This is a genomic window from Streptomyces sp. NPDC014676 (genome assembly GCF_043084105.1).
In the GTDB taxonomy this organism is placed as follows: Bacteria; Actinomycetota; Actinomycetes; order Streptomycetales; family Streptomycetaceae; genus Streptomyces.
Map to the genome: position 1 here is coordinate 192,336 of NZ_JBIBZI010000002.1, position 18,945 is coordinate 211,280.

Annotated in this window: 18 protein-coding genes and 2 tRNA genes; 8 read left to right on the plus strand and 12 right to left on the minus strand. The window is 71.1% G+C overall.

Features of this window, described 5'->3' with window-relative positions:
- Nucleotides 1-68: 68 nt before the first annotated feature.
- Together ACF1DX_RS05260 and ACF1DX_RS05265 are read right to left on the minus strand one after the other, a co-directional pair.
- On the minus strand, nt 69-746 hold the full coding sequence (locus ACF1DX_RS05260; protein ID WP_391789889.1) for an alpha/beta family hydrolase: 678 nt from the start codon (nt 744-746) through the stop codon (nt 69-71).
- Nucleotide 747: 1 nt separating this feature from the next.
- A complete protein-coding gene (locus tag ACF1DX_RS05265; RefSeq protein WP_391789890.1) occupies nt 748-1,563 on the minus strand; it encodes an SOS response-associated peptidase in 816 nt (271 codons plus the stop codon).
- 64 nt (nt 1,564-1,627) lie between these two features.
- Here ACF1DX_RS05265 and ACF1DX_RS05270 point away from each other — a divergent pair, with 64 nt between their 5' ends.
- From ACF1DX_RS05270 to ACF1DX_RS05285, 4 genes are all read left to right on the plus strand, one after another.
- Nucleotides 1,628-2,350: a M50 family metallopeptidase gene (locus ACF1DX_RS05270; RefSeq protein WP_391789891.1), complete on the plus strand. Its 723-nt coding sequence runs from the start codon at nt 1,628-1,630 to the stop codon at nt 2,348-2,350.
- Nucleotides 2,351-2,489: 139 nt separating this feature from the next.
- Nucleotides 2,490-3,806, plus strand: a complete 1,317-nt coding sequence (aroA, locus tag ACF1DX_RS05275) for a 3-phosphoshikimate 1-carboxyvinyltransferase (protein ID WP_391789892.1) — start codon at nt 2,490-2,492, stop codon at nt 3,804-3,806.
- A 9-nt stretch (nt 3,807-3,815) separates the two neighbouring features.
- On the plus strand, nt 3,816-4,826 hold the full coding sequence (gene rsgA, locus ACF1DX_RS05280; protein ID WP_391789893.1) for a ribosome small subunit-dependent GTPase A: 1,011 nt from the start codon (nt 3,816-3,818) through the stop codon (nt 4,824-4,826).
- Nucleotides 4,827-4,945: 119 nt separating this feature from the next.
- Nucleotides 4,946-5,269, plus strand: coding sequence for a multidrug efflux SMR transporter (locus ACF1DX_RS05285; RefSeq protein ID WP_030860215.1), 324 nt, complete (start codon nt 4,946-4,948; stop codon nt 5,267-5,269).
- Nucleotides 5,270-5,275: 6 nt separating this feature from the next.
- Here ACF1DX_RS05285 and ACF1DX_RS05290 read toward each other — a convergent pair whose 3' ends face one another.
- The gene (locus tag ACF1DX_RS05290) at nt 5,276-5,887 is read right to left on the minus strand and encodes a TetR/AcrR family transcriptional regulator (RefSeq protein WP_391789894.1); all 612 of its coding nucleotides are present in this window, start codon (nt 5,885-5,887) and stop codon (nt 5,276-5,278) included.
- 128 nt (nt 5,888-6,015) lie between these two features.
- Between ACF1DX_RS05290 and hisN the strand changes: the two genes are divergently transcribed.
- Both hisN and ACF1DX_RS05300 read left to right on the plus strand, forming a co-directional pair.
- On the plus strand, nt 6,016-6,816 hold the full coding sequence (gene hisN, locus ACF1DX_RS05295; protein ID WP_391789895.1) for a histidinol-phosphatase: 801 nt from the start codon (nt 6,016-6,018) through the stop codon (nt 6,814-6,816).
- Between the two features lie 169 nt (nt 6,817-6,985).
- The gene (locus tag ACF1DX_RS05300; protein WP_391789896.1) at nt 6,986-7,387 is read left to right on the plus strand and encodes a cyclic nucleotide-binding/CBS domain-containing protein; all 402 of its coding nucleotides are present in this window, start codon (nt 6,986-6,988) and stop codon (nt 7,385-7,387) included.
- Between the two features lie 71 nt (nt 7,388-7,458).
- Here ACF1DX_RS05300 and ACF1DX_RS05305 read toward each other — a convergent pair whose 3' ends face one another.
- On the minus strand, nt 7,459-8,910 hold the full coding sequence (locus ACF1DX_RS05305) for a catalase (RefSeq protein WP_391789897.1): 1,452 nt from the start codon (nt 8,908-8,910) through the stop codon (nt 7,459-7,461).
- A gap of 144 nt (nt 8,911-9,054) precedes the next feature.
- On the opposite strand from ACF1DX_RS05305, the gene ACF1DX_RS05310 reads away from it, so the two are divergent.
- Nucleotides 9,055-9,471, plus strand: a complete 417-nt coding sequence (locus ACF1DX_RS05310; RefSeq protein WP_391789898.1) for a Fur family transcriptional regulator — start codon at nt 9,055-9,057, stop codon at nt 9,469-9,471.
- A 114-nt stretch (nt 9,472-9,585) separates the two neighbouring features.
- On the opposite strand, the gene ACF1DX_RS05315 is transcribed toward ACF1DX_RS05310, so the two are convergent.
- The 4 genes from ACF1DX_RS05315 to ACF1DX_RS05330 form a co-directional block, all read right to left on the minus strand.
- Nucleotides 9,586-9,659: transfer RNA gene (locus ACF1DX_RS05315), tRNA-Met, on the minus strand.
- A 251-nt stretch (nt 9,660-9,910) separates the two neighbouring features.
- The gene (locus ACF1DX_RS05320) at nt 9,911-11,725 is read right to left on the minus strand and encodes a tetratricopeptide repeat protein (protein ID WP_391789899.1); all 1,815 of its coding nucleotides are present in this window, start codon (nt 11,723-11,725) and stop codon (nt 9,911-9,913) included.
- Nucleotides 11,726-11,948: 223 nt separating this feature from the next.
- Nucleotides 11,949-12,022 (minus strand) — tRNA-Met (locus ACF1DX_RS05325).
- Between the two features lie 55 nt (nt 12,023-12,077).
- On the minus strand, nt 12,078-15,014 hold the full coding sequence (locus tag ACF1DX_RS05330) for a UPF0182 family protein (protein WP_391790453.1): 2,937 nt from the start codon (nt 15,012-15,014) through the stop codon (nt 12,078-12,080).
- Between the two features lie 164 nt (nt 15,015-15,178).
- Here ACF1DX_RS05330 and ACF1DX_RS05335 point away from each other — a divergent pair, with 164 nt between their 5' ends.
- Nucleotides 15,179-15,721 carry a PPA1309 family protein gene (locus tag ACF1DX_RS05335; RefSeq protein ID WP_391789900.1) on the plus strand — a complete coding sequence of 181 codons (543 nt, stop codon included), beginning with the start codon at nt 15,179-15,181 and terminating at the stop codon, nt 15,719-15,721.
- A 9-nt stretch (nt 15,722-15,730) separates the two neighbouring features.
- Here the strand turns inward: ACF1DX_RS05335 and ACF1DX_RS05340 are convergent, their stop codons facing one another.
- The 4 genes from ACF1DX_RS05340 to ACF1DX_RS05355 all read right to left on the minus strand — a co-directional run bounded on the left by ACF1DX_RS05340 (nt 15,731) and on the right by ACF1DX_RS05355 (nt 18,923).
- On the minus strand, nt 15,731-16,825 hold the full coding sequence (locus ACF1DX_RS05340; RefSeq protein WP_391789901.1) for a PDZ domain-containing protein: 1,095 nt from the start codon (nt 16,823-16,825) through the stop codon (nt 15,731-15,733).
- Nucleotides 16,826-16,924: 99 nt separating this feature from the next.
- Nucleotides 16,925-17,089, minus strand: coding sequence for a hypothetical protein (locus ACF1DX_RS05345; protein ID WP_391789902.1), 165 nt, complete (start codon nt 17,087-17,089; stop codon nt 16,925-16,927).
- Between the two features lie 115 nt (nt 17,090-17,204).
- The gene (locus ACF1DX_RS05350; RefSeq protein ID WP_391789903.1) at nt 17,205-17,666 is read right to left on the minus strand and encodes a molybdenum cofactor biosynthesis protein MoaE; all 462 of its coding nucleotides are present in this window, start codon (nt 17,664-17,666) and stop codon (nt 17,205-17,207) included.
- A 93-nt stretch (nt 17,667-17,759) separates the two neighbouring features.
- Nucleotides 17,760-18,923 carry an SDR family oxidoreductase gene (locus tag ACF1DX_RS05355; protein WP_391789904.1) on the minus strand — a complete coding sequence of 388 codons (1,164 nt, stop codon included), beginning with the start codon at nt 18,921-18,923 and terminating at the stop codon, nt 17,760-17,762.
- Between the last annotated feature and the right edge of the window lie 22 nt (nt 18,924-18,945).

Genomic DNA, 18,945 nt, shown 5'->3' on the forward strand with positions numbered 1-18,945 from the left:
ACGGCGATGCCGCTGACCGGCATGTACGTCCGTCCCAACAGCGGGATCCGTCCGGGCATTCCCGGGCCTCATCCGAGTGTGCCGGTCCACCGCACGACCGCGTCCGTGATCACCGTCACGGCCTCCTCCTGCGTGAGGTCCGCCCGCTTGGGCACGGCGAAGCCGTGATCGCCGTGGGGTACCTCGGCCAGTTCGTATGTCCCCTCGGGGAACTCCCCGGGCCTGCCGAACGGGTCGTTGCCGCCCTGGACGACGAGGGTGGGCACCCCCGTGCCGAGCAGCTCGTCGGCGCGGGACCGCTCGGGCCTGCCCGGCGGATGCAGGGGGAAGCTCAGGGCGAGTACGGCGTGGGCGCCGAGTTCCGTGGCGGTCCGGCAGGCGACGCGGGCGCCGGCGCTGCGCCCGCCCGAGATCACCGGCAGGCCCGGCTTCGCCAGCGCGGGCCAGACGCCGCGCCAGCCGGTGTCGAGGGTCCTCGGCGCGGGGGCGATCTTCTTGCCGGCCACCCGCCAGGGCTGTTCGACCAGGGCGACGGTCACGCCGTGTGCGGGCAGGACGGCGGCGAGCGCCTTCAGGTCCCGGGCCTCGATGCCGCCGCCGGCGCCGTGGCTCACCGCGAGGACGAGGCGGGCGCGGCGCCCGGCGGGGTGCCAGGTGACGCGGGCGGTGCCGGCGTCCGTCTCAACGGTCTCGGTCGAGACGGACGCGCCGCTCGTGTCGGTCGTGTCTGCCGTGTCGGGGGTCACGTCAGAAGAGTGTGCCCTCTTCCGGCGCGGCCAGCTCTTCCAGCAGCTCCGGTCCGTTGTTGCGGACGTTGCTGACGGCCGTGGGGACCGGGTAGGCGCGCATCAGGCCGGAGGGCGGCGGGGCGAGCAGCTCGCGCAGTTCGCCGGCGTCGGTGCGGGCGGGGTCGAGCCAGGCGTCCCAGCGGTCCGGCGTGAGCATCAGCGGCATCCGCGGGTGGATCTCGGCGAGGGTGTGCGGGCCGTCCGCCGGTGACACGGCGAGCGGGCCGGTCTCGGCCTCGGTGGTGATGACGGAGCACGTCACCCACCAGGCCCGGGGGTGGTCGTCCGGCAGCGTCTTGTCCCGCCAGAACTCGTACAGTCCGGCCATGGCGAACACCGATCCGTCGGCCGGCGTCACGAAGTAGGGCTGCTTGCGGGGCCGCTTCTTCTTCCCCTCGACCTCCAGGTCCCGCTCCTGCTTGCCGGTGACCCACTCGTAGTAGCCGTCGGCGGGCAGGATGCAGCGCCGGGAGGAGAAGGCCCGGCGGTAGGACGGCTTCTCGTGGACGGTCTCCGCGCGGGCGTTGATCATCCGGGCGGCGCCCTCGGGCGTCTTGGACCAGGAGGGCACCAGGCCCCACTTCAGCTTCCGCAGCTGCCGAACCGGGCGCGGGTCCGCCGCGTCCTTCAGGGCACGGTCGAGTACGGCGTAGACCTCCTTGGTCGGCGCCACGTTGTAGTCGGGCGCCAGGGTCTCCTCCGGATCCCACTTGTCGATTTCAAAGGTTCCCGCGAGATCCTCGGGCCTGCGACTCGCTGCATACCGTCCGCACATACGTGCAACACTGCCAGACTCCGTACGCCCAGGCAGAGGGAGCAACCGGAAACAGATGGAAAGCATGGTCAGTACCGCGTCCGCGTCACTCGCCTCCCTCTGGGACGAGGTCTCCGGCACCCAGTCCGACCCCGATGTGTGGGTGGTCGTCGCCACCCTGGCCGCCGCGGCCGCCGTCGTCGTACCGCAGGGGCTGTGGCGGCTGTCCCGGAACGCCGTCACGATCGCCCACGAGGGCGGACACGGTCTGGTGGCGCTGCTCACCGGCCGCACGCTGACGGGGATACGTCTGCACTCGGACACCAGCGGCCTGACCGTCAGCCGCGGAAAACCGCACGGCGTCGGCATGATCCTCACGGCCGCCGCCGGCTACACCGCTCCCCCGCTGCTGGGTCTGGGCGGCGCCGCGCTGCTCGGCGCCGGCCGCATCACGCTGCTGCTGTGGCTGGCCACGGTGCTGCTGGTGGCGATGCTGGTGATGATCCGCAACGCGTACGGCGCGCTGACCGTGGTCGTCACCGGCGGCACCTTCCTGCTGGTGTCCTGGCTGACCGGCCCCCAGGTGCAGGCGGCGTTCGCGTACGCCGTGGTCTGGTTCCTCCTCCTCGGCGGAGTACGCCCGGCCTTCGAACTCCAGGCCAAGCGCTCCCACGGCGGCGCACCCGACTCGGACGCGGACCAGCTCTCGCGCCTGACCCACGTCCCGGCGGGCCTGTGGCTGTTCCTGTTCCACGCGGTGTCCCTGTGCGCGTTGCTGGGCGGCGGCAGGTGGCTCCTGGGGCTGTGAGGCGTCGAGGGCCGCCGGCGGCTCCCCGGGGCGCGAGGCCGTACCGGCACGCGGCTCCGCCGCGCGGGCGCGACAGGCCCCTCACGTGGCCGCACCCGAAAGACGGCCTGCCCCCGGACCTCCTTATAAAGTGGGCCCCATGGCCCCGAACCCCGCACACACCGCCCTCTGGCCCGCCCCGCACGCGAGCGGAGCCGTCGACGCGACGGTCCACGTGCCCGGGTCCAAGTCGGTCACCAACCGCGCCCTCGTCCTCGCCGCCCTGGCCTCCGAGCCGGGCTGGCTGCGCCGCCCGCTGCGGTCCCGCGACACCCTGCTGATGGCCGGCGCCCTGCGCGCGATGGGCGTGGAGATCGAGGAGGGCGTCGGCCCGGACGGCACCGGCGAGGCCTGGCGGGTGCTCCCCACGGGCCTGCGCGGCCCGGCCACCGTCGACGTGGGCAACGCCGGCACGGTGATGCGGTTCCTGCCCCCGGTCGCCACCCTCGCCGACGGCCCCGTCCGCTTCGACGGCGACCCCCGCTCCTACGAGCGTCCCCTGGACGGCGTCATCGACGCGCTGCGCCGGCTGGGCGCCCGGATCGACGACGAGGAGCGCGGCGCGCTGCCGATGACCGTGCACGGCGGCGGCGCCCTGGACGGCGGCACCGTGGAGGTCGACGCGTCCTCGTCCTCCCAGTTCGTCAGCGCCCTGCTGCTGTCCGCGCCGCGCTTCAACCAGGGCGTGGAGGTCCGCCACACCGGCGCGACGCTGCCGTCCCTGCCGCACATCCGGATGACCGTCGACATGCTCCGCGCGGTGGGTGCCCAGGTGGACACCCCCGAGTCGGGCGGCGAGCCGAACGTCTGGCGGGTCACGCCGGGCGCCCTGCTGGGCCGGGACCTGACCGTCGAGCCTGACCTGTCCAACGCCCAGCCGTTCCTGGCGGCGGCGCTGGTGACCGGCGGCAAGGTCGTGGTCCCGGACTGGCCGGCCCGTACCACCCAGCCCGGTGACCGGCTGCGGGAGATCTTCACCGAGATGGGCGGTTCCTGCGAGCTGACCGAGTTCGGGCTCGTGTTCACCGGCTCCGGGTCGGTCCACGGCATCGACGTGGACCTCGGCGAGGTCGGCGAGCTGACGCCCGGCATCGCGGCCGTGGCGGCGCTCGCGGACTCCCCGTCGACCCTGCGGGGCGTGGCTCACCTCCGGCTGCACGAGACGGACCGGCTGGCCGCGCTGACCAAGGAGATCAACGAGCTCGGCGGCGACGTCACCGAGACCGCCGACGGCCTGCACATCCGCCCGCGCCGGCTGCACGGCGGGGTCTTCCACACCTACGAGGACCACCGCATGGCCACCGCCGGCGCGGTCATCGGCCTCGCGGTCGAGGGCGTGCGGATCGAGAACGTGGCCACCACGGCGAAGACCCTGCCGGACTTCCCCGAGCTGTGGACCGGGATGCTCGGGGCGTAGGGGTTCACCATGCGCCGCTACGGCAAGCACACCGACGAGGACGACATCCGCTCCCGCCCCAACCGCAAGGGCAACCGGCCGCGCACCCACATCCGGCCCAAACACGAGGACGCGGCCCCGGGCCTGGTCCTCACCGTCGACCGGGGCCGGCTGACCTGTCTCGTCGAGGACCGGGTCGTCCTGGCGATGAAGGCCCGTGAACTGGGCCGCAAGGCGGCGGTGGTCGGTGACCGGGTGGCCCTCGTCGGCGACCTGTCCGGGAAGAAGGACACGCTCGCGCGGATCGTACGGATCGAGGAGCGCGCGTCGGTGCTGCGCCGCACCGCGGACGACGACGACCCCTACGAGCGGGTCGTCGTCGCCAACGCCGACCAGCTCGCCGTCGTCACCGCCCTCGCCGACCCCGAACCCCGTCCGCGGCTGATCGACCGCTGCCTGGTCGCGGCGTACGACGGCGGCCTGGAGCCGCTGCTGGTGCTGACCAAGTCGGACCTCGCGCCGCCGGACAAGCTGCTGGAGCTGTACGGCGACCTCGACATCCCGTACGTCGTGACCAGCCGCGCGGAACTGGAGAGCGGCGAGGCGGCGGACCGGGTGCGGGAGCATCTGGACGGCCGGATCACCGCGTTCGTGGGGCACTCCGGGGTCGGCAAGACGACGCTGGTCAACGCACTGGTGCCGGAGGAACGGCGGCGTACGACCGGACATGTCAACGCGGTGACCGGGCGGGGACGGCACACGACGACGTCCGCGCTGGCGCTGCCGCTGTCGGGTGCCGAGGGCTGGGTGATCGACACGCCGGGGGTGCGGTCCTTCGGGCTGGCCCACGTCGACCCGTCCCGGGTGATCCACGCCTTCCCCGATCTGGGGCCGGGCACGGAGGGCTGTCCGCGCGCGTGCAGTCACGACGAGCCGGACTGCGCGCTGGACGCGTGGGTGGCCGAGGGGCACGCGGATCCGGCGCGGCTGTACTCGCTGCGCCGGCTGCTGGCGACGCGGGAGCACACGGAGGGCGACTGACCTCCGCGTTGTTTGTCGTGGCCGCCGGGCGGTAAGTGCATAATCGCACCGAGCCGGACCCGAACCCGTCGAACCTGGCGAAGCGGTCACTGTACGTGGGGAATGCGGGAGGACGACACATGGCGTGGCTGCTGGTCATCGTGGCCGGGTTGCTCGAGACCGGCTTCGCCGTGTGTCTGAAGCTGTCGCACGGCTTCACCCGGCTGTGGCCGACCGTCGCGTTCTGCGCGTTCGCGCTGGGCAGCTTCGGGCTGCTGACCCTGGCGCTGAAGAAGCTGGACGTGGGGCCCGCGTACGCGGTGTGGACGGGCATCGGCGCGGCGGGGACGGCCATCTACGGGATGGTGTTCCTCGGGGACCTGGTGTCGACGCTGAAGATCGTGTCGATCACGTTCGTGATCGTCGGTGTGATCGGGTTGCAGTTGTCGGGGTCCGCGCACTGAGCCCCGCTACGGCACCGCCGAGGGCCGGCGCAGGGCGCCGCGCACCAGGTCGGCGACGCCGGTGTCGGCCGGGGGCGCGGTGACGCAGGACAGGGCGAGGCGGACCACCAGCTCGCAGGAGCGGGCCAGGTCGGCGGTGTCGGACCGGGGGACGCCGGGGCTGGCCAGGACGGCGACGGCACGGTCGCGGACGAGGGCGACGAGGTCGGCGGGTGAGGGCAGCGGGCCGTCGGCGCGGCGCTGCGCGGGCGCGGCGGGTCCTGACGTCACGGCCGCGAGGTCCACGGCGGGCAGGCGTTCGCCCCAGCAGCCGGTGAGCATCGCGCGGACCAGGGCGTTCTCGCGGGCGCTGGCGGTGGTCCACTCGGCGGTCGCGGTCAGCCGGTCGCGCGGGTCCGAGTGGCCGGTGAGGGCGCGGTCGACGCCGGCGAGGTAGCCGTCGGCCTCCCTGCGGACGAGGGCCCGGGCGAGGCCGTCCTTGCTGCCGAACTCGTTGTACAGCGTCTGGCGGGAGACCCCGGCCGCGGCGGCCACGTCCACCATCCGCACCGCGGACCACGGGCGACGTGCCAGTGCCGTGTAAGCGGCGTCCAGCAGAGACTCCCGCGCTGCAGGCATCTTCGCCTCCCTCGGGGCGAGCGGCCGACCCTGCGGTTAGATTTGACGCGCCGTCGGGCACTGTCAAGGGTTCGCGGGACCCGCCCCCCGGTGGCCCCGCACCGACCTCGGCGGATACCGTTCGTTGCATGCCCGACTACCTCGACGACCTGCGTCTCGCCCATGTCCTGGCGGACGCCGCCGACGCCGCGACGATGGAACGGTTCAAGGCTCTCGACCTCAAGGTGGAGACCAAACCGGACATGACGCCGGTGAGTGAGGCGGACAAGGCCGCCGAGGAACTCATCCGCGGCCACCTCAAGCGCGCCCGCCCCAGGGACGCGATCCTGGGCGAGGAGTACGGGGTGGAGGGCACGGGGCCCCGGCGCTGGGTGATCGACCCGATCGACGGCACCAAGAACTACGTGCGCGGAGTGCCCGTGTGGGCCACGCTGATCTCCCTGACGGAGGCCGGTGAGGGGGGCTTCCAGCCGGTCGTCGGGGTGGTCTCCGCCCCCGCCCTCGGCCGTCGCTGGTGGGCCGCGCGGGGGCACGGCGCCTTCAGCGGCCGCAGTCTGTCGTCGGCCTCCCGGCTGCGGGTCTCCCGCGTCTCCCGGCTGTCCGACGCCTCCTTCGCGTACTCCTCGCTCAGCGGCTGGGAGGAGCAGGGACGCCTGGACGGCTTCCTCGACCTCACCCGCGAGGTGTGGCGCACGCGCGCGTACGGCGACTTCTGGCCGTACATGATGGTCGCCGAGGGATCGGTGGACCTGTGCGCCGAGCCGGAGCTGTCGCTGTGGGACATGGCGGCCACCGCGATCGTGGTCACGGAGGCGGGCGGCAGTTTCACCGGGCTCGACGGCCGCCCGGGGCCGCACAGCGGCAACGCGGCCGCGTCGAACGGGCTGCTGCACGACGAGTTGCTGGGGTACCTCAACCAGCGTTACTGAGCGGCACGGGTGAGCGTGCGCGCCCCCGGTCGGCCGCACGCGCCCTCTTGTTGACCCCCGCTTTGCCTGCCACTCTGAGAGCTCCCCCACTTGTGAACTTGTGAAATCGCGAACGAACGGGCTCCTACGCCCGTGACCTCGCGTTTTCCGGTAGGAGGTGGCTCCATCCATGCTCGTCCGTGACGCCATGAGCACCGTGGTCCTCACCATCGGTCCCGCGCACACCCTGCGCCAGGCCGCCGCCCTGATGTCCGCCCGCCGGGTGGGCGCGGCCGTGGTCCTCGATCCCGACGGCATCGGCATCGGCATCCTCACCGAGCGGGACGTCCTCAACTCCGTCGGGCTAGGCCAGGACCCCGACACCGAGCGCGCCCACGCCCACACCACCACCGACGTCGTGTTCGCCGCCCCGTCCTGGACCCTGGAGGAGGCCGCCACCGCCATGGCCCACGGCGGTTTCCGTCACCTGATCGTCCTCGACCGGGACGAGCCGGCCGGCATCGTCTCGGTCCGCGACATCATCCGCTGCTGGGTACCTCAGCGGCAGCCGGTCCAGCGGGTACCGGCGTAGTGACATGCGGAACGGGCCGGACCCCGAGAGGGGGTCCGGCCCGTGTTTCGACAAGCGGTCCAGCGCTGGAATCAGCCGCGCAGGGCCTGGACCGCGGCCTCCAGCCGCTTGCCGAAGTCCTCGTCCGCCTGGCGGAAGTTGTTGATCGCACGGTCGGCGATCTCGTCACGCGTGACGCCGGAGATGGCGTTCGCCAGGTTGTTGACCAGGCGCTCCTTCTCCTCCTCCGTCATCAGCCGGTACAGGTTGCCCGCCTGGACGAAGTCGTTGTCCTCGGCGTGGACGGGCGTGACCGTCTCACCGGTGACGCCGGTCACCGCGATGGGCTGCCACAGCGGACGACCCGTCTGGGTCGGACCGCCGAAGCTGTTCGGCTCGTAGTTCTTCGCGCCCTTGTGGCGGCCGTCGTACAGGTAGCCGTCACGGGAGTTGGTGCGCGCCTCGGTGGCGTGCGGGCGGTTCACCGGCAGTTGGTCGGCGTTGATGCCGATGCGGTAGCGCTGGGCGTCGCTGTAGCCGAAGAGGCGGCCCTGGAGCATCTTGTCCGGGGAGGGACCGATGCCCGGCACGAAGTGGGCGGGGCTGAAGGCGGACTGCTCGACCTCGGCGAAGATGTTCTCCGGGTTGCGGTTGAGCTCCAGCTTGCCGAACTCGATCAGCGGGTAGTCCGCGTGCGGCCAGACCTTGGTCAGGTCGAAGGGGTTGAAGCGGTACGTGGCCGCCTCGGCCGCCGGCATCACCTGGACGTAGACGGTCCAGGACGGGAACTCGCCGCGCTCGATGGCCTCGCGCAGGTCCCGCTGGTGGGAGTCGGGGTCCTTGCCCGCGAGGATCTCGGCCTCCTCGGCGGTCAGGTTCTTGATGCCCTGGTCCGTCTTGAAGTGGTACTTGACCCAGAAGACCTCGCCGGCCTCGTTGTTCCACTGGTAGGTGTGCGAGCCGAAGCCGTCCATGTGGCGGTACGACGCCGGGATGCCGCGGTCACCGAACAGCCAGGTCACCTGGTGCGTGGACTCCGGCGACAGGCCCCAGAAGTCGAAGACGTTGTCCGCCTCGGTCGAGCCCGTGTACGGGTCGCGCTTCTGGGTGTGGATGAAGTCCGGGAACTTGATCGCGTCCCGGATGAAGAACACCGGGGTGTTGTTGCCGACGAGGTCGTAGTTGCCCTCCTCGGTGTAGAACTTCAGCGCGAAACCGCGCGGGTCGCGCACGGCGTCCGCGGCGCCCAGGTTGCCGGCCACCGTCGAGAAGCGCAGGAAGGTCTCCGTCTCCTTGCCGACCTCGGAGAGGAAAGCGGCCCGCGTGTACCGCGTGACGTCGGCGGTCACCGTGAAGGTGCCGTAGGCACCGGCACCGCGGGCGTGCACCACACGCTCCGGGATGCGCTCGCGGTTGAAGTGGGCCAGCTTCTCGATGAGGAGCTGGTCCTGAACGAGGACCGGGCCACCGACGCCCGCGGTCTCGCTGTTCTGGTTGTCGGCAACCGGGGCACCGGCCTCCGTAGTGAGCGGTCCCTGCGTCACGTGCGCCTCCTGCGTCCTTGCTGACCAAACCGTGCCTTGGCCAAATCCGATCCCGATCCTACAATGGACAATGTCTAAGTCAAGCAAAGCTCCAAAGTCACACCTGTTCGGGATTCCTTTCCCCCTGCTGTTAGGCTGGTGCCTATGAGTGACCTTTTGGATCGGCTCCGCGGACGTGGATGGCGGATGACCGCGCAGCGCCGTGTCGTGGCCGAGGTCCTCGACGGCGAACACGTCCACCTGACGGCCGACGAGGTGCACGCCAGGGCTGTCGCCAAGCTGCCCGAGATTTCCCGGGCGACCGTCTACAACACCCTGGGCGAGCTGGTCTCGCTCGGTGAGGTGCTGGAGGTCGCCACGGACAAGCGGGCCAAGCGGTACGACCCCAACGCCCACCGCCCGCACCACCATCTGGTGTGCGCGCGGTGCGGCGCGATCCGCGACGTCCACCCGACCGGCAATCCGCTGGCCGACCTCCCCGACACGGAGCGCTTCGGCTTCACGGTCTCCGACGTCGAGGTGACGTACCGCGGAGTCTGCCCGAACTGCGCGGCGGCCTGAGGCGCACGAGCGAGCCCCGGCACCGATGGGTGCCGGGGCTTCTCTTCTGCCGTCCGGATGCGCCGTACGCACCGAGGGCCGGAACCCTCTCGGATTCCGGCCCTCGGCCTTCAGTAGCGGGGACAGGATTTGAACCTGCGACCTCTGGGTTATGAGCCCAGCGAGCTACCGAGCTGCTCCACCCCGCGTCGATGAATGGAACACTACGTCAAGACGTCCAACAGAAGCAAATCCGTTTCCGCCCGTAGCCGCGGGCAGTCGTGCCTCCCCCAGAGCCCGAAAGGGCCTGGGAGGTGCCCCCAGGGCGGCACGGGTGAGCGATGGGGGTCCCCCCGCTCGAGCGGAGCCGAAAGTGGGGAGGAGCCCCGCAAACGCCGGGCTGCGGAACCCACCCCCGCTCAGCCCACCGCTGCCTCACCTCGCACACCCCCTCCCGGCCTCACGCGGACAGTTCCTCACGCAACGCGTCCCGCAGCCGCGCCGCCCGCTCCGTGACCGCCGGAGGCCCCAGCGCAGCCGCCCGCTCCGCCCACCGCTGCCCCTCCGCGAGCTCCCCCCGCCGCGCGCAGACCAGCGCGAGCCGCAGCGCCGCCCGGCCGTGCCCCGCATCGGCCGCCCGGGTCCACCACACGACCGCCTCCGGCTCACTCCCCTCGCGAGCCAGCAGCAGCCCCAGATTGAACGCCCCGTTCCGCGACCCGGCCTCCGCCGCCTCCCGGTACCACCGCGCCGCCTCGACGACGTCCCCGCGCGCCGCCGCGAGCATCCCGACCCGCACCTGCGCCCGCCGGTGCCCCTGCGAGGCCGCCCGCTCGTACCACTCCTCGCACTCGCTGCGCCGGTTCACCGGCTCCCCCAGCTCGTGCGCCGGCTCAGGCGGTCTACGGGCGTCCAGCACCGTCGCCAGCCGGTACGCCGCCTCCGCGCTCCCCCCGCCCGCCGCGCAGCGCAGGAACCGCTCCGCCTCGCCCTCCTCGCCCTCCCGCAGCCGCGCCATCCCGACCTGGAGCGCCGCCTCCATGTGCCCGGCGGCCGCCGCCCGCTCGTACCAGCGCAGCGCGGACCGCTCATCACCCCGGCCCGCGTACAGGATGCCGAGGTTGAAGGCGGCGTCCACGCTGCCGGTCTCCGCGGCCTTGGAGAACCACGGCTCCGCGCCGGTCTCGTCCCCGGCCCGCAGCAGCAGGATCGCCAGCGCGTTCGCCGCCTCGCGGTGACCGGCGTACGCGGCCCGGCGGTACCACTGCTCGGCCGGGCCGGTCCGGCCCTGGTCGGCGCAGAGCAGCCCGAGGTTGTACGCGCCGTTGATGTCACCGGCGTCCATCGCGGCCCGGTACCAGCGCTCGGCGGTCTGGGTCTCGCCCCGTTCGGCGTGCAGCGCGCCCAGCGCGTTGGCGGCGTTGCCGTCGCCGTCCTGCGCGGCCCGCAGCCACCACACGGCGGCGTTCTCGGTGTCCCCGGCGTCGCGCAGCAGGAAGCCGAGCGCGCAGGCGGCCCGGGTCTCGCCGTCCTTGGCGGAGGTCAGGTACCAGCGGCCGGCCTCCTTGAGCTCGCCGCGCCGCTCCAGGATCGCCCCGAGGTGCAGCGCGGCCCGGCGGTGTCCCCGCGCGGCGGCCTGTCGGTACCACTGCTCGGCCTCCCGCAGCAGCGCGGCGGCGTCGTCGCTCCCCCGCGCGGCCCGGCGGTCCAGCGCGCGGGCCAGCCGGTACGCGCCTTCCCGGTGCCCACGCTCGGCGGCGGCCCGCATCCAGCGCTCGGCCCGGGCCGTGTCCCCACGGTGTTCCAGCAGGTCGGCGAGGGCGTACGCGCCCAGGGTGTGCCCCTGCTCGGCGGACTGGCGCAGCCAGTACTCGGCGGCGGGTTCGTCCCCGCGCTCCCGGTGGTGGCGGCCGAGCGCGTGGGCCGCCGCGGTGGAGCCGGCCACGGCGGCGATCCGCCACCAGCCGGCGGCCTCGTCGGCGTAGCCCCGCTGGTGCAGCAGGACGCCCAGGTTGTTGGCGGCGGCGCGGTCGCCCGCGGCGGTGGCGGCACGCAGATGGGGTTCGGCTCCGTCGAGATCACCGCGGCGCAGCAGCATGGCGCCGAGGACGCTCATCGCCTCGACGTCGCCGGCCTCGGCGGCGAGCCGCTGACGCAGCTCCTCGGCCGCCTCGTCGGCGGCCTCCCCCGTCTCGTCCCGGGGTTCCTCCTGAGAGGAGGACTTCACAAAACGCCCTGTCCCGAACAGAGTTGCCTTGTCCCCCATAACATCCATCGTCGCACCACCTGCAACCTGGGTACACCTGGTATACCGCAGTCAGTGAGGTCACTACAGCGTTTTGTCGACATGCCCACAGAGAGACAAGTCAAACACAGATCGGCCAACTCCCGTCGGCGGCGCGGCCGTCCCTCACCCAGGCACATGCGTTCGCCCATCACAAAGGCCCGGATTCCTTGAGGAATCCGGGCCTTTGATGTCGCCGACTTCGCGACCTGAGTAGCGGGGACAGGATTTGAACCTGCGACCTCTGGGTTATGAGCCCAGCGAGCTACCGAGCTGCTCCACCCCGCGCCGTTGTGTTGCAACCGTAGCACGGCGCGGGACGGGCGTTTGACCAGCCTGCTCGCTAACTGCTCGGACTCGCGTCGGGACCGGGACCGCTCTCCCCGCCGCCGGCGCCGCCACCTCCTTCGGCCGACTGGGCCTCCTCGGCCTTGCGCAGCGCGTCCTCCAGGTCCTTCTGCGCCTTGCCGTAGGCCTCCCAGTCATTCTTCTTCAGGGCTTCCTGGCCGGCCTCGAAGGCCTTCTGGGCGTCGTTCAGCGCCTCCTGGACCGTGGGGTTGTCGGACGTCGGTGGCGGCGTCGTACCCTCCTCCTCGCCGGTCCCCTCGTCCTCACCCGGTGGTTCGGTGGTCGTTCCCTCACCTCCGAAGACCTTGGCGAGAGCCTGGTCGAGGGTGTCCTCGAAGGCGGTCTGGCCTCCGTAGGTCACCAGCACCTTCCGCAGCAGCGGGTACTTCAGTCCACCACCACGTACGTAGACCGGCTCCACGTAGAGCAGCCCTCCGTCGAGCGGGACGGCCAGGAGGTTGCCGTACTCGACCTCGGAGTCTCCGCCTCTCAGCAGCCTGATCGACTCGGCGATGTCCTGTTCGGAGTTGAACTGGCTCTGCACCTGTTTGGGTCCGGCGGCCGTGGTACTGGTCGGCAGTTTCAGCACTCTGATCTTGCCGTAGTCCTCGGTGCCCGGATCGGCGTTCACCGCCATGAAGGCACTGAGGTTGTCACGGCCGTTCGGTGTGAACGTCGTGGTGAGCGAGAAGGTCTGCTCCTGCTGGTCGGGCATCTTCATGCTCAGGTAGTACGGAGGCACCGCGTCGCCCGTCCTGTTGGTCGGGTCGTCCGGTACTTCCCACACCTCGCTGCCCGAGAGGAACGTGGTGGCGTCCTTCACGTGGTAGCGGGTCAGCAGTTCGCGCTGCACCTTGAACAGGTCCTGTGGGTACCGCAGATGGGCCATCAGCGCGCTGGAGATCTCGGTCTTCGGCTGCACCGTGTCCGGGAAGGCCTTCATCCAGGTCTTCAGGACGGGGTCCTGGGTGTCCCACTGGTAGAGCTTGACCTCGCCGCTGTACGCGTCGACGGTCGCCTTCACCGAGTTGCGGATGTAGTTGACCTGGTTCTGCTGGGCCACCACCGCGCGCTGGTCGTTGGTGGCGGTCAGCGAGTCGGCCGTGGTGTCGCCGAGGGTCGTCCGCGACGCGTACGGATAGCCGTTGGTCGTGGTGTAGGCGTCGACGATCCACTGGATACGGCCGTCCACGACCGCCGGGTAGGCGTCGCCGTCGATGGTCAGCCACGGGGCGATCGCCTCGACGCGCTCCTTGGGCGTGCGGTTGTACAGAATCCGCGATCCCTCGCCGATCGCCCCGGAGTACAGGATCTGCGGCTCGCTGAACGCGACCGCGTAGGCGGCCCGGTTGATCGGGTTCTCGAGGTTGACCCCGCTGTCGCCCTGGTAGCTGTACGTCTTCTCGCCGCTGTCGTCGGAGTAGTCGATCTCCTTCTGGGGACCGCCGACGATCGAGTAGGTGGTGGTGCGCTCGCCGTAGTAGAGACGCTGCTCGTACTCCGGGAGTTCGCCCTTGGACGGCAGGTCGGACTCGATGAAGTCCGGACGGCCGCCGGAGTCCACGCTGGTGCCCTCGGCCGCGACGACACCGTATCCGTGGGTGTAGCGGAAGTGGTCGTTGATCCAGTTCCGCTTGGGGATGCCGTTCAGGTTCAGCTCGCGCAGACCGATGACCGTGTCCTGCTCCTGGCCGTCGATGGGATACCGGTCGACGTCCAGGTTGGTCGGGAACGCGTAGTAGTTCCTGATCTGCTGGAGCTGCTGGAACGTCGGCGAGACGATGTTCGGGTCCATGATCCGGATGCTCGCCGTGTCGGTGACGTCGTCCCGCAACTGGGTCTTGTCCTCGGTCTGGCTCGTGCCCGGGTAGTCAGTGACCTTGGAGTCGTCGATGCCGTAGGCCTCACGCGTGGCCTTGAGGTTCTTCTCGACGTACGGCGCTTCCTTGGCCTGCTCGTTCGGCTGGACCTGGAACTTCTGCACGATCGCCGGGTACAGGCCGCCGATGAGGATCGCCGACAGCACCATCAGGCCGAAGCCGATCACGGGCAGCTGCCAGGTGCGCCGCCACAGGGTGGCGAAGAACAGCAGCGCACAGATCACCGCGATGCAGAACAGGATCGTCTTGGCCGGCAGATAGGCGTTGGCGTCGACGTACCTGAGGCCCGTCCAGCTGTCGGTGGCCTTGAAGTCGCTGGACTTCACCGCCAGCCCGTACCGGTCGAGCCAGTAGGCGACCGCCTTCAGGGCGACGAAGACACCGAGGAGCACCGACAGGTGTCCGGTGGCCGCCGCCGTGGCGCGCGCGCCCGGGCTGGTGATGCGCAGCCCGCCGTACAGGTAGTGGGTGAGCGCGGCGGCGATCAGCGCCAGGATCGTGGCGGCGAAGCCGAAGCCGAGCAGGAACCGGTACCAGGGCAGGTCGAAGGCGTAGAAGGAGACGTCGAGCTTGAACTGCGGATCCTTCCGGCCGAAGGACACACCGTTGACCCACATCAGCCAGGTCCGCCACTGGCTCGACGCCGAGGCGCCGGCGATCAGGCCCACCAGCGCGGTGATGCCGAGCAGCAGCCACTTCTTGTACGGGGCGATGCCCATCCGGTACCGGTCGAGGTTCTGCTGCTCCATCGACATGGCGCTCAGCGGCGGCCGCATGCGGTGCGCCAGCCAGACGTTGAAACCGACCGCGAGGGCCATCAGCAGACCGAAGACGAAGAACAGTCCGATCTTGGTCCACAGGGTCGTCGTGAACACCGACGAGTAGTTGACCGAGCGATACCACAGCCAGTCGGTCCAGAAGCCCGCGAACATGGTGAACACCATGCCGAGGACGGCCAGGACGCCCAGTGTCATGAGCAGGGTCCGGACCCGCCGGGACGGGCGGCCCACTCTGATCCGTGGCCCCGTCGGGCCTCCGCCGCGGTCCGGCATCTGGAAAGCCAAGGTAGGCACCTCGAAGTTCGCTGTTGATTCGTCAAGCCCGCGTCTTCACGGACCGTATGTGGTCCCCCGTGATCGCAGGCCCACACCTATGCAACTTACTCACCCTTTACTCGGTTCCCGATTCCGGCCAGGAACGAGAGAGGATTGTGACCATGTCCAACACACCCATGGCGGCCAACCCGCTCACCCGGGCCGTACTCGAGATCGACGAGTACGTCTCCGGCCTCGGCTGGGACCAGCCCGCCCGCCTGTTCGCCCTCGTCGACACCGCCCGGCTGCGGGCCGAACAGCCCTCGCTCGCGGACCGGCTCGGTCTGGGCGACGAACAGGAGACAACCGCTCTCACCCCGATCGAGCAGGACGAGATTCCAACGGGCAAGCCGCTCGACGAGTTCCTGGGCACCATCGCCTGGCCCGACGCGGTGGCCGGCTGTGCCCTGACCGTGGAACGGCTGATGCTGCCGCCGTCGGCCGAGGCCCAGGTCCCCGAGGACCTGGACGAGGCCGCGCTGACGAAGTGGGTGGCGCGGCACCCGGAGCGTCAGGAGGTCCGGATGACGGTCGCGGTGCTGCGCGACGGGACCCGCGAGTCGGCCCTGCGGCTGCGTGAGAAGGACTCCGCCACGGAGGTCCTCACCGGCTCCGGACTGGTGCCGGGCCTGGCCCAGGCGCTGTCGGCGACGTTCGAGGAGTAGCGGGGCCGGTCAGGAGGCCGTGCACGTCGGCAGGTCCGAGGTGTCGCCGGAGCGGATGTCCTCCAGGGCCCCCAGGGCGTCGTCGATGGTGTCGACCTTCACCAGGGTGAGGCCCTCGGGGGTGTCCTTGGCGGCGGACGCGCAGTTGTCGGCGGGCGTGAGGAAGTACTCGGCGCCCTTGTCGCGCGCGCCGACCGTCTTCATCTGGATCCCGCCGATCGGCCCCACCTTGCCGTCGTCGTCGATGGTGCCGGTGCCGGCGACGAACTCGCCGCCGGTCAGACTGCCCGGAGTGAGCTTGTCGTAGATGCCGAGCGCGAACATCAGGCCCGCGCTCGGCCCGCCGACGTCGGCGAGCTTGATGTCGATGCTGAACGGGAAGGTGTGGTCGGTCCCGGCGGAGATCCCGACGATGGCGCGCTTCTCGCCGCCGTCCTCGGAGGCCGTGGTGGTGATCGTCACCTTCTCGGTCCTCGTCGCCGTCCGGTTCCCCTTCTCGGCGGCGGCCTGCTCCTCGGCGGGCACGATGGTGAAGACGACGTCCTCGCCCGGCTTGTGCTCGGTCACCCGCTCGGCGACGTCGGCCGGTTCCTTCACCGCCTCGCCGTCGACGCTCTTGATCACGTCGCCCGCGTGCAGCTTGCCCTCGGCCGGGGACCCCTTGACCACCGTGGAGACGATCACCCAGGACTTCACCGGGACGTCGAGTTCCCTCAGGGCCGCGACCTTGGCGCTCTCCTGGGACTGGCTGAACTCCTCGGCGTTCTCCTGGGTGGACTCCTCCTCCGTCTTGCCGTCGGGGTAGAGGGTCTCGTGCGGGACGACCTTGTTGTCGTGCGCGAGCCATCCGTAGACGGCCTCGACGAGGTTCATCCGGTAGTCGGCGCTGGTGACCCGCACCGTGGTCATGTTGAGATGACCGTCCGTCGGATAGGTCTTGCGCCCGGAGATCTGCAGCACCGGCTCGCCGTCGTGCTCGCCCAGCGTGTTCACCGTCGGCCCCGGGGACATCTCCGAGTAGGGCACGGGGATGAACACTCCCGCGCACAGGAGCGCGATCAGCATCAGGGTGGAGGCGAGCATCGTCGCGGTGCGGCGTGGCATGCCTCGACAGTACGGGACAGGCCTGTCAGCGCACCGTCAGGGCCGCCCGGACGGGCGGCCCTGTTCGCTTCGTCTACCGTGACCTGCTCTTCTTTGGCCTCAGCTACCCGAGTGCGACTTTTCCATGGCCTCGCGGAACCGGGCGTAACCGATGAGTTCGGGGCCGTCGCTCCGCACCTTGCGGGTGCGATTGGCCCAACTGCCCCACAGTCCTGCCCCGATCGCGGCCACCAGCGGAATCAGCAACCAGGTGAGCACCGCCATGCCGACCTCCCAACCCCATGAGCGTCCGCAACACTGACTGATCAGCAGATTAACCATCCGCAGTGACAACGCTCACGCCAGGGGTGGGGTTACGCAACCGGAGGTCCGGGCCTGCTCAGCAGGCCCCCACCCATTCCTCGGTCCCATCGGAGAACCTCTGGTGCTTCCAGATGGGCACCTCGTGCTTGAGGTCGTCGATCAGCTTCCGGCAGGCCTCGAAGGCCTCCCCCCGGTGCGGGCACGACACGCCGACGACCACGGCGAGGTCGCCGACCCTGAGGTCCCCCACCCGGTGCACGGCGGCCAGCGCCCGGACGGGGTACTCGGCGGCGACCTTTTCGGCGATCCGCCGCATCTCGTCCTCGGCGCTGGGGTGGCACGAATAGCCGAGCTCGTCGACGTCGGCGCCCCCGTCGTGGTTGCGCACGGTCCCGACGAACAGCGCCGTTCCGCCGGCCGCGTCGTCCCCGACCGCGTGGAGGACCTCGTCCACGGACAACGGCGTGTCGCGTATCGAGATCAGCTTGAGCGGGTCCTGCGCGGCCTGCTCACCCGGGTGATCGTGCGTGGATGCCATGTCTCCATCGTGCCCCACCCCGGCGACAACCCGGAACAGCGTCATCGCCCGGCACACGCGCGGGCCCGTCCGGAGCCTCCCGCGGGAGGCGCGTCAGATCCGGCGCCGGGCCTTGCGTGCCCGCCGTACCACCGCGGCCGCGCCCAGCAGGGCCACCGTCGCCCCCGCGGCGCCCGCCGCCGTCGCGTCCTTGCGCCCCAGGCGCCGGCCGGCGACCGTGTGCCTGCCGGACACCTCCTCCAGCAGCTCCGCGAGCACCTCCTCGTTGGTGTGCGCGGGCCGCCACCCGGCATCGTGCAGCCGGCTCCCGCTCACCACCCAGGGGTACATCGTGTAGGCCAGGTCCCCGGCCGGGGACGGGGTGAGCCCGATCCGGTGCAGCCGGGCCGCCGCGCCGAGCGCGACCGCCGACGGCAGCTCCATCCGCCGGATCCCGCTGAGCTCCTCGACCTCCTCCTGTTCCAGCCATCCGTCGCAGCCGACGGCCAGCTCACCGTCGACCTTCTCCAGGACGGCGTACTCCAGGGCGCTGCACAGATCCTGGACGTGACAGAACTGCCACGCGGGCCTCGATCCGGCCACCACGAGCAGCCTGGGCGACTCGAAGTACCTGGTCAGCGCGGTGTCGGTGCCTCCCACCAGCACGGCGGGGCGCACGACCGTGACATTCAGCCCCGGGTGCGCCCTGGGCGCCCGGCGCGCGAGCCGCTCGATCTCCAGGAGGTCGCCGACCCCGGTGGCCTCCGCCGTGGCCCGCAGCTCCGCGTCCTCGGACAGCGGCAGCTCGTTGTCCGGCAGCGCCCCGTAGACCATCGTCGACGTGCACAGCACCACGCGGTGCACCCCGGCGGCCGCGGCGGCCGTCAGTACGGTCTGCGTGCCCCGCACGTTGTAGGCCGTCCGGGCGGCGGCATCGGTCTCCAGATCGAGGTCGAGCGCGAGGTGGACCACCGCGTCGGCCCCGCGCAGCTTGTCCGCGATGGCCGGGTCCCGTACGTCCAGGATGTGCCAGCGCGCCTCGGCGCACTCGCCGCGCCGCTCGTCGATGGCGATGACCTGCTTGATCTCCTCCGAGGCGGCGAGCCGCGCGGTGAGCAGCGCGCCGATGCCGGACGCGGCACCGGTGACCGCGACGACGGGCCCGCGCGCCGCGGTCGTTCCGCCGGCGCGAAGCGCCGTCGTCGAGGGGCGGTGGTCGGGCGGCGGATGGGCCGACTCGTTTCGCGCTGCGCGAACCTGTGGATCTGGGGAACTCACCGGGCGTCTCCAGCGGTTGTCT